Source organism: Kitasatospora azatica KCTC 9699, from assembly GCF_000744785.1.
Taxonomy (GTDB): Bacteria; Actinomycetota; Actinomycetes; order Streptomycetales; family Streptomycetaceae; genus Kitasatospora; species Kitasatospora azatica.
This window is the reverse complement of record NZ_JQMO01000002.1, coordinates 2061667-2076702: the sequence shown is the minus strand read 5'-3', so window position 1 is coordinate 2076702 and position 15036 is coordinate 2061667. Positions and strand designations below refer to the sequence as shown.

The window sequence follows — 15036 nt, the reverse complement described above, 5'->3', positions numbered from 1 at the left end:
GCAGTTGACGATCGATCAGGAGTAGTCCCGGCATGGCGATAATGCTTCCGGAAGGGCTGGCCAAGCTCTTCTCGGGCCTGACCGGCATGCACTGGCCGGAGGCGGACGAGGACAGGCTCCGGATCGCCGGCGAGGACTACCTGGTGATCGCCAAGGACATCCCGCAACTGCGGGAGTACATCGCCGAGATGGTCGGGGTCTGCACCGCCCAGTTCGAGGGGCAGGCGGCCGACGCCTTCGTCGGCACGATGCAGAACCTGATCGGGCTGACCGGCGGCGACGACTACCTCACCATGGCCGGCAAGCAGGCCGCCGACCTCGGCAAGACCGCGCACGACACGGCCAACCAGGTCGAGTACGCGAAGTGGATGACGATCGCCCAACTGGTCCAGCTGGCCTTCGAGATCGCCTGGGCGATCGCCATGCTGCCGTTCACCGGCGGGGCCTCGCTGGGCACCATCGTCGCCGCGAGGCTGGTCGCCGAGGGCGTCATCCGCAAGATCTTCGCCTGGCTGCTGGACCAGATCGCGGTGCACGTCTTCATGGGTGTGGTGGGCGGCCTGGCGCTGGACGCGATCATCCAGATCGCGCAGATCGACCAGGGGCACAAGACCTGGAGCGAATGGGACACCAAGTCCACCCTGCAAGCCCTGGAGTTCGGCGCGCTCAGCGGGCTGATCGGCGGGCCGCTGAACCTGCTCGGGTCGGGGCTCGGCAAACTGTTCGGCGGGACGATCGGCAAGTCGCTGGGCAAGAGCGGTGGCGAGGCACTCGGGCACGGCCTGGAGGGCGTCTCCAACGGGCTGGCCAAGGACGGGCTCGGCGCGGTGGGCAAGGGGCTGGCCAAGGACGGGCTCGGCGCGGGCGAACGGACCCTCGCGCACGACGCGGGCAACCTCGCCGCCAAGGACGCGCTCGGCGCGGGCGGCAAGGGCTTCGCGCACGAGGCGGAGCACCTCGCCGCCAAGGACGGCGGAGCCTGGCTGGAGAAGGAGGGCGCCAAGGCCTTCGGCGAGGACCTCGGCAGGACTCTCGGCAAGTACTCCTCGGAGTTCGCCGCCGGCTTCGGCGAGAAGGCCGCCGCCCGCTTCGAGAGCGAGCTGGGCAAGGTCTTCGAGCAGCACTTCGGCGAACTGCTCGGCCGGGACACCGCGAAGGAACTCGGCGAGAACTTCGCCAAGAGCATCGCGCAGGACGCCGCCCGGGGTGCCGGCGGTCACACGGTGATGAACGAGGCCCTGAAGACCGTGCTGGGCGACTCCTCGCTGCACCACGGCGCCGTCGACCTGCTGGTCAAGGAGGTGCCGGGCCTGGTCGGCAAGGTCGGCGGCGACACCATGGTGTTCAAGGTCGGCATGGCGGTCGGTGGGTACCTCCGAGGCGGCGTGCACAACAGCCTCACCGAGGGCTTCTACAACCTGACCTTCGGCGAGGACCACAGCTTCTCGCTCACCTGGGAGACCTTCGTCTCGGGCGTCGGGATGGGCGCGCTCGGCCACCTGGGCCACACCCTCGCCCACCCGATCGGCGAGAAGTGGAAGGCGTTCGCCGGCGAGTGGCTGGCCGACCCGACCAAGAGCGAGTACTACGGGCCGCTGCACCCGCTCACCCTGCTCTCGGTGGTCGCCAACCTGAGCGGCCACTCGGCTCCGCTGCCGATGATGCGACCGAAGCCCGTGCTGGGCCACGCCGAGGAGCACTGGCCGGTCGAGCAGCAGCGGCCGACCGATGAGCACCGTCCGGTCAGCGAGCCGACGAAGCGGAGCACGGTCGGCGAGGGGGCCAAGCAGGCGCCGGAGCTGCCGCCCAAGCAGGCGCCGATCCAGACCGTTAGCAAGGACCAGCCGCCGACGCCGAGCAGCTCCGAGGAACACGGCGTGCAGCCGCCGCAGCAGCGGCCGACGACCTCCCAGCACCCGACGACCTCGCAGCACCCGCAGCAGACCGAGTCACCGGTACCGCAGCCGGAACCGCAGGCCGCCGCCGCTGCCACGGTCACTGCCACCGCCGGGCACCTGCCGACACCTGACCTGGCAACACACGTTGAGCCCACCCCCGGCTACCACTACACCGCCGCGCCGAGCCACGCCCGCCCCGAGGACCCGCGCACCGAGCAGTGGCAGCAGACCCAGCAGCACCTGCAGGACAGCTACCGGGACAGGCTCAGCGCGCCCCCGACCGCCGAGCACGCCCTCGACCAGCGGGTCGACTCGCTGCTCGAGGAGCACTTCGAGCACGCCGCCGGCATCCCCGAGGGCGCCCGTCCCGGCTTCCGCGACCAGGTCCGGGACCACGCCAAGGAGCAGCTGCGGCTGGCCGAGACGCCCGCCGACGTGGCCCCGGCCTTCGTCGAGCGGGTGGTCCGGCTCGCCACCCTGCACACCGCCGCCGTCGACCTGGCGATGGACCGGTTCCACCGGACGGTGACCGACTGGGCCGCACCCTCCCGGCTGCCGCTGTCTGACGCGGCACTGGGCGACGGGCACACCGAGACCCGGGCCCCGCGCGAACTCACGCCCGAGGCGGTGGCCCGGATCCGGGCCCACCAGGCGGTGGAGTTCAAGGCCAGGGCCGAGGCGGCCGTCAGCAAGCTCTACTCCGACCCCGAGCGGGTCGACCAGCAGACCAACGCCCGTGCCCAGCAGCAGCTGAACGGCCTGCTCGAACAGCTCGGCCACGATCTGGAGCGACGCGCCGACTACGAGACCGCCCTGGGCATGGCCGACCACCTGGTGGACCAGGCGGTCGGCGGCTGGCACGGCGGACTCGGCCGGCCCGAACGGGAGTTGCTCACCGCCGCCGGGACGGCCGGGCATCCCGAGCTGTCCGCCGAGAGCCTGGCGGCGGTGAAACAGAAGATGCGGGACAAGCTGACCGCCGACTTCGACCGGATCCTCGCCACCGAGGAGGGCGCCCGCGACCGGGAGTCGGCCGGCGCGGAGTTCCTCAAGGCGCTGAACCGGCACGAGTCCGAGCTCCCGCACGCGTTCGCCGTGCAGGCGGCCCGTGAGTCGGTGATCCGCCGCGCGGTGGACAGCGCGGGCAAGGCGGTCGGGAGTTGGCAGCACGGCGGGCTGGAGAAGCTCGGCGTGACGGGAACGCACATGCTGGCGGCGGAGCGCGCGGTCACCCGTGAGCTGGCCGCCGAGCTGGACCGGGTGGTGGTCAACGGCGGCGACCTCGGCACGTCCCTGACCGAACTGCCCGACCAGGCGCGGCTGACCGCGCGACTCACCCGCGAGGCGGTCCGCCAGGCGGTCGGTGAGCGGGCCCGTCGGGCCACCGACCAGCACCCCGAGCTCAGCACGGAGTCCGCCGAGCGCGTCGCCCAAGGCCACACCGACCGGGTCCTCAAGGCCTTCGACAAGCTCTTCGAGCGCCCCGAGGGCTTCGAGCGATGGAGCGTGGAGGAGCTGAAGCTCAGTCAGGAACTAGCCCGGCACGTGGCGTTCGAGCGCGAGGTGATGCCGGCCCTGCGCGACGCCGCCCAGGGCTTCGACAAGCTCGCCGCCGGCCACGGCGGCACCGAGAAGGCGGCGGCCGCCCTCAAGCGCGAGTACGGCGGGGAGTTCTTCGACAAGTACCGCGAACTCTGGGGGCCGGCCGGCCTGGACGCCAACCGCTGGCGCGCCCACGAGAGCGCCCACGAGGACACCTTCGGCGAGGCCCCGCGCCAGGCGCCCGACCTGGGGCACGAAGGGTGGCAGCTGGCCCCGGCCGGACACACCCCGGAGCCGTCCGGTACCCGGGAGCTGCCCGAGACGCGGGTGCTGAACGGGCCCGGCGGACAGCCGCACGGCGCCTGGGTCGATGACCCGCACACCGAGCCCGAGGTGCGCCGACAGATCGAGGAGGTGCTCGCCGCGCTGCCCGCCGACCCGAGCCGGTTCGTGCTGGCGATGCATCTCACCGAGGGCGCCGAGCCGCCGCTCGATCCGGCCGAACTCGCCAATCGGCTGGTCGAGTTGAAGGAGACCGGCGCCTGGGATCCGGCTCGCCAGACGGTGGACTTCCTGGCCTGCGGGCTGGACCGGGTGATGGACTCGGGCTATGTCCGGCAGGTGATGGACCAGCTGCTGCCGCAGGTGCCGAACGCCCGGGTGCGGGCGGCGGACGGCCCGGTCTGGGTGGTGCCGGGCGTGGGCTATGTGGTCGCCCGGCAGGTCGGCGTCAACCATGCCGGCCAGCTGGTCATCAGCGGCCGCGGCGACTGGCACGCCTACGGAAAGGACGCTGACGTACTGCCGGCGGCCGGCTTCGAGGAGGTCCGACCCGAGGAGCTGGCCGGCCCCCTGCCCGGCGCCTTCGCCTTCGGCAGCCCGCTGGTCAAGGAGGGCGTGGGCACCCACGGGTGGTGGGAGGACGATCCCGCCCTCGGCGAGGTCGCCCACCGCGCGCTGGCCGAGACGGTGGCCCGGATCGACCACGAGCCGGGCGTCTTCACCGTGGTGCTGCGCACCGATCCCGCCACCGGGCTGCCGGTGCACGAGGGCCGGGCCGTGAGCCCCGAGCAGCTCGGCGACCTGCTGGTTCGGCTCCGGGACCAGGGGCACTGGAACGGCACCGACGAACTGCGGTTCGCCAGCAGCAAGTTCGACGCCGGACAGCTGACCGCGCTGCGGCAGCGACTGGCCGAGCACGACATCCAGGTCGGGATGCGGATCGCCGACAAGCGGGTCTGGTTCGTACCCAGCCAGCAGCACACGGTCGGCGGCGGCGCACTGGTGAGTGCCGACCGGATCGGCACCGAGCTGCCGCAGGGGGAGCGTCGGCAGCGGGTCCCGGCGGTCAGCGGCCTCGGCTCCTGGCACCACTACGACGAGCACGGTGAGCTGCGGTCCGAGGAGCCCGAGCAGGTCCCGCCCGGGTACGTCGAGTCCAAGGTCGGCGGCCCGCTGGCCGGGGCGATGGAGCTCGGCAGCAAGCCGGAGCCGGTCTGGAAGACCGCGGTGGACCGGTTCCGGCAGGACGACCAGGGCAAGGTGGTGCAGGACGCGAACGGGGCCCTGGTACGGGAGGAGGTGCCGCCCTCGCCGCGGATCCGGCTCAACGGCGAGCCGGTGACACCACGCCGGATCGAACAGTGGCTGGCCGCGAAGGAGCTGCTGCTCGACCACCGGGACCACGAGCAGCTGACCAGCTACCTGCGCGACGGCGCGGCCCACTCCTACGGCCCCGAGGACCAGGACCGGTTCTGGGCCGACATGCGGGCCCACCAGGCGGCCCGGCACCACGAGTGGCAGCAGGAACTGCTCGGCGCGGTCAGCGCGGCCGGGGACTGGATCGTCGCCGAGTATCCGCCGGAGAAGTACTTCTACCTCGGCCTCGGGCGCAGCCCGGCCGCGGTCATCGCCTACCTGGAGGGCAAGCACGACGCGACCTCGATGCCGCTGTCCAAGTTCCGCCCCGGGCCGCGCGAGCCGTTCGCGGTGGTCGGCGCCGGGCTGCGGGACCCGCGCGGCCGGGCCAACCCGATGCCCGACGAGTGGCAGCACGCGGCGATCCGGGAACTCTTCCAGCGCGCGGTGGACCCGAAGGTGACCGCGCGGCTCGACGGGCGGGACATCCTGCTGGTGGACTACGTCCAGGGCGCGCAGTCGCTGGTCGCGGCGCAGCACTACCTGCAGGAGTACCTGGCGGGCGAGGGCTTCCCGACCAAGGTCCTCGCGCTGGCCCTGCACGAGAGCAGCAACTCCACCTCGGTGGGCGAGATCTACCAGGCGATCAGCGCGCCGCGTTCCGGCTTTCGCGATCCGCTGGACGCCTTCTTCAACACCGCGGCCCGCGAGGAGTGGGGGCGGCACTTCTTCCCGACGCCGGTCGACAGCAGGCTCGGCTCGCTTGGCAAGACGCTGGGTGACGCGTTCCGCAACGAACTCTTCGACGACTACGCGCGGTACGGCTCGCTGGAGATCCTCTCGGTCGAGCCGCACCGGATCGACGAGGTACTCGACCGGGTGCTGGCCGACCACCCGCAGGCGGCCGAGCTGCAGGCGACGGCCTATCAGGTGTTGAAGGAGGAGATCAGCCGGGTCAACGACTGGCACGGCCGGACCGGGCGCTCGCTGTCGCACCTCGGCGGCGGGGCGCAGGGCCGTTGGCTCGGCGACTCCACGGTCGCGCCGCTCGCGGACCACCAGGCCCGCCAGGCGCTGGCCCGACTCCCGCACCAGGAGGGAGTGTTCACGGTCGCGCTGCACACCGACCCGGTGACCGGGCTGCCGGTGCGGGACGGGCGGCCGCTGGGTGCCACCGAACTGGGCGACCTGCTGGCCGAGTTGCACCGGGACGGGGTGTGGAACGGCACGGACCGGCTGGAGTTCGTCTCCTGCGGGCTCGGGCTGACCGACGGGGGGCGGTATGTGCCCGAGCTGCTCGAGCACCTCGCCCAGCAGCACGGGATCCACGCCGAGGCCCGCGCGGCCGAACAGCCGGTCTGGCTGGTGCCGCTGCGCGACGGGTCCACCCGGGCGGTCGCCGCCGCGAGCGTCGGCTACCGCGCCGACGGCACACCGGTGATCAGCGCGGGCGGGCACTGGGTGGCGTACCGGGCGTCGCAGACCGCCCCTCGGCACGAGCCGGCCAGGATCCCCGAGCAGGCGCCGCCGGGCTACCGGACCGGTGAGCCGGACCTCGCGCAGGGGCCGCTGGTGGGCAGCGTGAAGTTCGGGGAGTCCCCGTCCGCCCCGCTGCCCAAGGAGTCGCTCTACGCCACCGCGCAACACCGGGAGCGGGCAGCGGAGTTCGAGAAGAAGCTGGGCGCCCTGGCGTTCCGGCACCCGAAGGCCCAGGCGGCGGCCCGCAACAGCGTCCGGCGGCTGTTCGAAGCCCTGCGGACGGCCCACCCGGACCGCACCGAGCAGGAGCTCTACCGGGTCTTCCTCAAGGACGACCCGAGCTCGGCCGGGCAGGTCGGTGAGCAGCTCACGCTGGCCGAGTTCCACCAGATGATGGCGACCGGCAACACCCGCGAGCTGATGACCGCCTTCTTCAACGCGGCCTACGCCAAGGACTCGCCGCTCGGCCTCAAGAGCGTGCTGCAGCAGATCCTGGCGGCCGACGACTCCGCGCGGGCCGCCGCCATGGGGCTGGACCTGCGAGAGGTGCGGGCCCAGTCGGACTTCCTCAACGGCGGGGTGCGCGCCACCCTGGAGAAGTTGCCGGGCCTGGCCTCGATGTTCGGCAAGGACTTCTTCGGCACCGGCAGCATCATCAAGCAGGCCGCCGAGCCGCTCAAGGCCGGCGCGGAGTACCTGGGCAGCCTCAAGGCCCGCAGCTCCCGCCCGGTCCCGCTCAACGACCTGACGGTCGCGCACTTCGAGCAGCATGGCCTGCCGCTGAGCGAGCGCGAGTTGTCCTTCCAGCAGCAGCACGGCGGCGAGGTCACGCTGCGCTGGCGGACCGGCCGTTCGCTCTACACCGTCAACGACAAGTCGGACTGGTACGGCGCCACCCACGGCGAGAAGGGCATGCCGGTCAGCACCGGCATCTCGGCCACCACGGCGAAGATGATGAACGCCTTCCAGCTGCTCAAGGTCCCGCACAGCGAGCCGCAGGACATGCTGCTCGCCCTCACCGGCTGGATGCTCCCGCTCGGCGACCACTCGCTCTACGAGCTCCTCAAGGGCTCGCAGCTGCTGGACGAACTGCCGCCGATCCCCCCGCACGCGCTGACCGACGTGGCCGCCATGTACCAGCACGTCCCCGGCATCCCGCAGGAACAGGTGCGCGCCGAGCTCGGCGAGGACGGCATGCTGCCGCACGAGGCCGCCTACCACGAGCTGGTCAACACACCTCGGGCGGACGGTGGCTACTACGACGACAGGATGCTGCGAGCCCGCCGCAACCGGTACGAGTTCGAGGCGGTGCTGAACGACCCGGCGCACGCCAGGCCGGAGGTGCTGGACTGGCTGGCCCGCAACGGGCTGACCGCCCAGCAACTGCTGGACATCCTGACGGTCGCGCACTTCGAGGCCCTGGGCATCTACACCGGGCCGACCTTCCCGCTGATCAACGTGATGCTGCGGTTCGGCCCGCTCACCCGGCACACCGCGCTGGCCTACCAGGTCAAGGCCCTGCTGGACGACAAGCTGTTGAACCAGCTGCCCTCGATCCTCAAGGACCACCCGACGCTCAACGCGATCATCAACAACACCCAGCCCAGGAACCGCACTCCGGAGCAGAAGGCGGCGCTGCACAAGGCGGCGCAGCAGCTGGTCCCGGCGATCGAGAAGGAGCTGCGGGTCCACGCGGACCTGGTCCGGGAGGCGCTGGAGAAGCTGCCGCCGGTGACCGGCCCGCTCTGGCGCGGCGAGCGGGTGCTGGGCCACCTGGGCTCGGGCCTGGGCAGTCGGCTGTCGCCCTCCTACGGCGGCTCGACCTTCAGCAACCGGGACTTCCTCAGCACCAGCCGCGACCGCCAGGTGGCGCTGAACTTCATGCAGGGCCGCACCCAACTGCCGGTCACCCACCGGGCGCTGGTCCACTTCGACCTGAACGGCGGCGGCAGCGCCTACGACATCGAGCCGTTCTCGGTCAGCGCCGGCGAGGCCGAGGTGCTGATCAAGCCGGGCAGCACCTTCGAACTGACGGACCGTCACATCGAGACGGACGCCACCGGCCACCGGTACGAGCAGATCGAGGCCACCGAGCCCGCGCCGGTGCCGCCCTTCCCGAAGGCGAGCCCCGAGGACCAGGTGCTGCACGAGACGCTGGCCAAGCTCGCCAACATCCCCGAGCTGCGCACCCACGAGGACCTGTGGCCGCTGGCCGAGTACATCGGCGCCGACCACGGCCGCCCGTTCGGCGCGCAGGTCACCGACCTGCTCTCCACCCCCGCCGCGCGCCGCGCAGCGAGCCTGAACGCCTGGCGCACCGCCAAGCTCGCCCTGGAGCTGCACGGCAGCGCCGAGCGGCTCACCCTGGCCCGGCTCACCCAGGTGCGCCGGACCGCCGACCTGGTCCGCGAGGCGCTCGGCCGACCGGCCGACGAGCAGCTCACCCGCGCCCAGCTGGACCAGTTCGTCACCGAGTTGAACGGCGGTACGGCGGCCGGCGCGGGCGACCTGAACCGGCTCGTCGACCTGGTCGACACCCTCAAGCACCCCGGCCACGCGGTGACCCTCGCCGAGCTGCGCCAGGCCTGGCGGGACCCGCTGCACCCGGCGGTGCCCGACCTGACCGCGCTGCACGCCCAGCAGCTGTACTGGATCGGCACCCGGCGCGCCGACTGGCCGACCCTCACCGAGTCCGTCTTCCACCGCTTCCCGCACGCCGAGGACTACCTGACCCTCGCCATGCACACCGTCGAGGGCCGACCGGTGCTGGACCACAGCCAGATCCCGCCGGTGGACATCGCCCGTGAGCTGCTCAAACTCCACCAGGAGGGCGCCTGGGACGGGGTGAAGCCGGTGCGCTTCGTCGCCTGCGACCTCAACGCCGGACCGGACCGAGGCTACGTCGAGGAGGTCATGCAGCACCTCTGGGACCAGGGCCTGACCACCGAGGCCTACGCGGCCGACGGGCCGGTCTGGTTCACCGAGCGGCTCAACCCGGACGGCACCGTCGACCGGGAGCACCCCGGCCACCTGGTGGCGACCGCCGCAGTCGGGCTGACCGCCGCCGGCCGCCCGGTGATCGTCCCCGGTGGCAACTGGATGCGGATCGGCCCGGCCGGCCCGCCCGAGCTGCTGGGCCCGTACCTGCACGGGGACCACGGCGCCACCGAGTACCCGCAGGTGCCGCCGCACCGGGTGGACCGGCTGCTGCCCGGCGCGGTCCGCTTCGGCACCGACCAGCCCCCCGTCTTCGCGGTCCCCGGCGAGTCGCACCTCGGCCCGAGCCGCCCGTTCGAGGCGCGGGTGCTCTTCCGCCCGTCCGGCACCGACCCGGCCGCCGGGAGGTACGTGGTCGAGCCCAAGGCGGTCTACCGGGGCGTGGTCGAGACCGAGCCCTGGGGGCCGAACGGTGAGCCGCACGTGCGGCTCTACACGACGGTCGCCAAGCACGAGAAGCTCACCCACACCCCCGGCTCGCGCGAGGCCACCTCCAGCTTCAAGGACATCCAGCAGGATCCGTCCGACGGCACGCTGCTGATCTCGCCGGGAAAGCCCAACGATCCGATGTGGACCAGCGCCGGACGTCCGCTGCGCGCGCTCAAATGGGCCGAGAAGTACCTGGCCGAGCACCCGACCTGGGCGAAGCCGCTGATCCGCTCCTACCTGGTGCCGCTCGGCACCTACCACGAGCTGGTCGGCGAGCTGATCCACGAGGAGGACCGCAACGCCGAGCCGCTGCCCGCGCACACCGACCTCGCCGAGCAGCTGCGGCAGGCCCAGCAGGGCTACCAGGAGAAGATCGCGCAGGCCCAGGACGCGGTGCAGGGCGAGAGCGAGGCGTTCCGCAAGGAGGTGCTGCAGCGGGTGCGTTGGGACTCGGACATCCCCGAGCTCGTCGCGGAGTACCGGCGGAACCCGCAGCCGGTCAACCCGCCCAACTCGGCCCGGTCGTTCAACGTCGACCACCGGGGCGAGGAGAACCAGATCGGCTTCTCGAACGCCGCGCTGGCCGTGCTGCGCCGGCACGCGGTGCCCGGCTCACTGATCACCTACCACTACGACAGCTCGCTGCCCGACGAGGGCAGCGCGGAGCTGACCGCCAAGGTGCACGGCACGGTGCTGCACGTCGACACGCTGCGCGAGCGGATCGGCGCACCGCCGGTCGGCGCCCGCAAGCTGGTGGCCGACCTGCACCCGTGGCTGGACGGTCCCAACTTCCGCAACGACGCCAAGGACCTCGGCAGGATCGCCGCCACACTGCGCCAACACGCGGTCACCTGGCGGCAGTCCAAGCAGGACCAGGTGGACCGGCGGCCCGACGCGCTGCTCGAGGGCCAGCGCGAGCTGCCCTACGAAGTCCGGTTCAAGCAGCTCGGCGAGTTCCTGACGCAACACGACGAGGACCAGAACGACCACGCGGCCGTGGACCGCTTCATGGCGGAGACGGTGCTGCCCTGGGCCGACCAGGCGGCCATCGCCGAGGCGCTGTCGCGCGGCTACGACGAGATGCAGGCCGATTTCGACGTGCTCGGCACCCCGCACAGCACCGACTACCACGCCCTGCTGGAGGGCCTCGCCGAGCAGCGGGCCCTGCAGACCGCCGTCGGGCAGCAGTGGACCGGACTGTGGCGGTCCGGCGCGCACCCGGTCGAGCTGATCGGCCGGCTCGAGCACGAATTCCCCGCGCTGATCCGCAAGTACGACGAGATCGCCGCCGTCACCGAGAACTACAGCTTCCACGCGCACGCCCAACTGGTGCTCGGCCAGTTCCGCAAGCTCACCGAGGCCTCGGCCGGCCAACCACGCTTCCTCGAGCCGGAGGTGATGGCCAAGGCGATCCTCTTCCACGACATCCAGAAGCAGAACTCCAAGGCCATGTACGGCAAGGGCAAGGAGATCCACGACCAGGAGCCGGAGCACATCGGCGCGGTCGAGATGATGCGGGAGCTGCGCCACCTGTGGGCCGACGAGCGCGAACACAGCGCGGCCCTGCTGCTGGTGGACTCCGACCCGTACGGCTTCTACCTGCGGGGCAACCACAACAAGGAGACGGTATTCGGCTACCTCGCGGACTCCGTCCTGAAGCTCTCCAGCGAGCATCTCGACGATGAGCTGACCAACCGTCAGATCGCGGACCTCCAGCGCTTCTTCCACGAGTTCCACCAGTACTACCAGGCCGACTTCTCCTCCTACACCTCGCACACCGAGTACCGGGACCGCGCGGACCAGGAGCACCGCGGCAAGGCCACCTTCGACAAGGAGTTCGCCACCGGCCCCTCGGGCCTGGAACTGGCGCCCGCCCCGCCGCTCGGCCTGGACGGCCACCCGCTGCCGCGCCGCTTCGGCTACAAGGAGCAGTACGAGAAGAGCTTCGCCGAGCTGGAGGCGATGTTCGCCGACGCGGGAACCATCCGCTCGACCTACCAGACGCTCCAGCGGCAGCGGTTGGAGCGCGAGGCCCGCCTGCTGGCCGACACCCGGGTGAGCGAGCCGAAGCAGAAGGTGGAGCAGGAGGAGGTGGACCTCGGGGACGCCATGGACCTCTTCGCGCTGGGCCCCTCCGCGCCGCCGCGCCACGCCGCCTCGGTGTCGGACCTGGTGCTGGAAGCCCTGTCGCCGTCCCCGTCCCCGGCCCTCCCACAGACCCTCCCGCCGACCCGGCCGGTGGTCGAGGCCGCCCAGCGGGTGCCCCGGCCGGCCGGCCAGGGCTGGCGGCAGCGGCTCGCCGACGCCCCGGTGGCCCGGGTGCGCACCGAGCACTTCGACCCGGCCCGGCACCCGATGACGGACCGCCCGCCGCAGAAGCTGGCCGGCACGCTGGCGCTGATCCGCGCCGAGGTGCGTCGGGTGCAGGACGACAACGGCACCTGGGTGCGGCACCACCTGGTGCGGCTGCCGGCCCACGGCCTGGCAGAGAAGGACCTGGCCGCCGTCCAGCAGAAGATCCAGAAGGCGCTGGACGAGCACCTCAACACCGGTCTGGCGCTGCCCCGTTCAGGGGACCAGTTCCACCTGGACGTGGAGCTGGTGGCCGACCCGGCACACCCGGAGAAGGTGACCATCACCCGCAGCGAGCAGTTCGCCGACTCCGACCAGCGCTCCTGGCACCTGCCCGCCGACCCGCGCGAGGACGCCGCCCAGCTGCCCGTGCTGGTGCACGAGATCCTGCACTACCTGGGCCTGAAGGACGAGTACTTCGACGAGGAGACGTTGTTCCGCCGGCTCGCCGACAGCAGTTCGGTGCACCCGGACGGGTTGATGGCGAGCGCCGACCACTTCACCGAGCTACCCGCCCGCCACCTGGAGAGCATCGAGTCCACCGTCGACCACACCGCCGTCCTCAAGGACCATCCGCTCGGCGCCCCCGAGCACACCGAGCCGGTGCCGGAGGCCGCTCAGCAGCCCGAGGCGAGCCCCTGGCCGGCGCCACGGACGCTCACGGTGGCCGGCGCCGCCCAGGCACACGCCTGGCAGGCCTACCGGGACATCCGCGATGCGCTCGGCACCGACCCGCTGACCGAACGCTGGCTGGACCCCGAGCAGCGGCCGCAGATCATCAAGGTCCTCACCGAGTGGATCGAGGCGCCCGCGCCGCCCCGGATGCCGACGGCGGACGGCACGCCCCGGCCGGAGGAAGCGGAGAACGCCCTGGCCCGCAGCTACCCGACGGCGCTCGAGGCCGCGAAGGCGGTGCTCGACCGGGTCAAGTCGCTGCCGGTGGTCGAGGTCGAGGAGGCCCTCGCCGAGCAACTGCGCACCGACCCGGTGGTCTACCAGCGGCTGGTGGACTTCGCCAAGGACGAACTGCTGCCGTGGCTCAGCACGCTGGAGGCAGGCCCGGGAACCAACGGGCCCGCGGAGCGGGAGGCGCTGAACCAGCTGCTGGCGGCGAACATACCGACGCTCGCCGCCCAGAAGCGCCTGTACCTGCCCTTCGTCGACTACGGCGCACGGACCCTGCGGGAGATCCTCGCCACACCCGAGCTCGACACCCCGGGCAGCACACCGCAAGAGCGGGGGCGCAGGTTCGCCACGCTGGTCGCCGCCATCCACGACGCCGCCGAACTCCTCTCCGGGTTCGACAGCCTGAAGAGCCACGTCTGGGTGACGGAGCAGGAGTTCAAGGGGCTGGTGATCAAGGAGTCGCCCGGCCCCGAGGCCGAGCGGAACCTGCCGGGCTGGACCACCGGCGCGGCCCACCCGGACGGCCTGCTGCTGGAGCGAAAGCCCATGCTGAACTACCGCGGCGCCAGCGCCACGCCCCTGCAGACCAACCAGCAGGTGGAGACGGCCGGCCGACTCGGCTACCCCGTCTCACTCGGCCCGTCGCGCACCACCGGCAAGCTGATCCGGCTCGCCCACGTGGTCGGCGCCGACGAGGCGACCAAGCGCACCCTCGCCCACTCGCTGGCCGCCTTCTGGTACAAGGACTACCGCCGCGACCTCACCGACATCCACCGCTACCACTTCGCCCTCGACATGGCGGCGAACTTCGGGGTGGACTACGACCCGCTCACCGCGCCCCGCCATCCGGTGACCGACGAGGAGAGCTACCAGGAGCTGATCACCGCGGCCTGGCAGCGCCACGTCCAGCAGGCCGCGCAGACCGCTGAGCTGCACGCCGAGGAGCAGTTCCCGCCGGCCCCCGAGGTGCAGCCGGAGCCGGCGCCCGCTCCGGCCGCCGAGCTCCCGGCCTGGCAGCAGAACGAGGCCGCGAGCCGGCTGCTCCGCCGGCTCGCCACCGGCCGGGCGACCCCGGAAGCGCTGCAGCAGGAACTCGCGCTGACCCCCGAGCAGTTCGACCAGGCACTCGGGCAGCTCCGCGCGGCCGGGCTGGTGGTGGAGGGGAACCTGAAGATCAGCAGCCAGGGGAAGAAGGCGGCCCGCACGCTCGGATGAACCCTGAGGGAGCTGCCGCCCGTCGCACCAGGTGAAGGCCGGGCGAAGGCCGGGCGAGTGCCAGACGAGTACCAGTCGAGTGCGAGGAGTGGGCGGATGACCGAGACGGTACCGGGCGGGCTGCAGCTCGCCGCGGTCTTCGACGGAGTGGACCCGGTGACCGGGCCGTCCTTCGCCCCCGAGCACCCCCGCCTCGCCGAGGGCGCCGAGCGCGCGGCCGTGCTGCGCTACCTGCGGGCTGGGACGGCGGTGCTGATGACACCGATGCTCGCCGACGACGTGGTCGACCCGTCCCGACGGGGCGTGGTGCCGATGGCCTTCCGCACCGACGGCGAATGGATCTGGACCGACACCGTCGGCTACTACCTGGAGCAGTACGGACTCGCCCCCGAGGCGCGGCTGTTGGCCCACGTACGCGGCAAGGGCGCGGCGCAGCCCGTGGTGCCGGCGCCGGAGGTGCTGGAGCGCGCGGTGGCGTTCGTGCTGGCGCCGCCGGAGCCCGACGAGGTGGTCTGGAGGGTGGGACCGGCCACCGGGTGAACCCCGGCGGCCCCGCCGTCCGTCACTCGGGTGAGGAATG

General features: G+C 72.2%; 2 protein-coding genes. Both read left to right on the top strand.

Annotated features, from left to right (window positions below; genetic code table 11):
* Positions 1-32 precede the first annotated feature (32 nt).
* Complete coding sequence (locus tag BR98_RS09535) at positions 33-14456, top strand: WXG100-like domain-containing protein (RefSeq protein ID WP_157537555.1); 14424 nt, start codon at positions 33-35, stop codon at positions 14454-14456.
* 96 nt (positions 14457-14552) lie between these two features.
* Positions 14553-14996 carry a hypothetical protein gene (locus BR98_RS09530; protein WP_051969508.1) on the top strand — a complete coding sequence of 148 codons (444 nt, stop codon included), beginning with the start codon at positions 14553-14555 and terminating at the stop codon, positions 14994-14996.
* Positions 14997-15036: the final 40 nt, after the last annotated feature.

Bases quoted from the DNA above. Each gene is read 5' to 3' on its own strand.
- BR98_RS09535 (WP_157537555.1), top strand. From the start codon at position 33: ATGGCGATAATGCTTCCGGAAGGGCTGGCCAAGCTCTTCTCGGGCCTG.
- BR98_RS09530 (WP_051969508.1), top strand. From the start codon at position 14,553: ATGACCGAGACGGTACCGGGCGGGCTGCAGCTCGCCGCGGTCTTCGAC.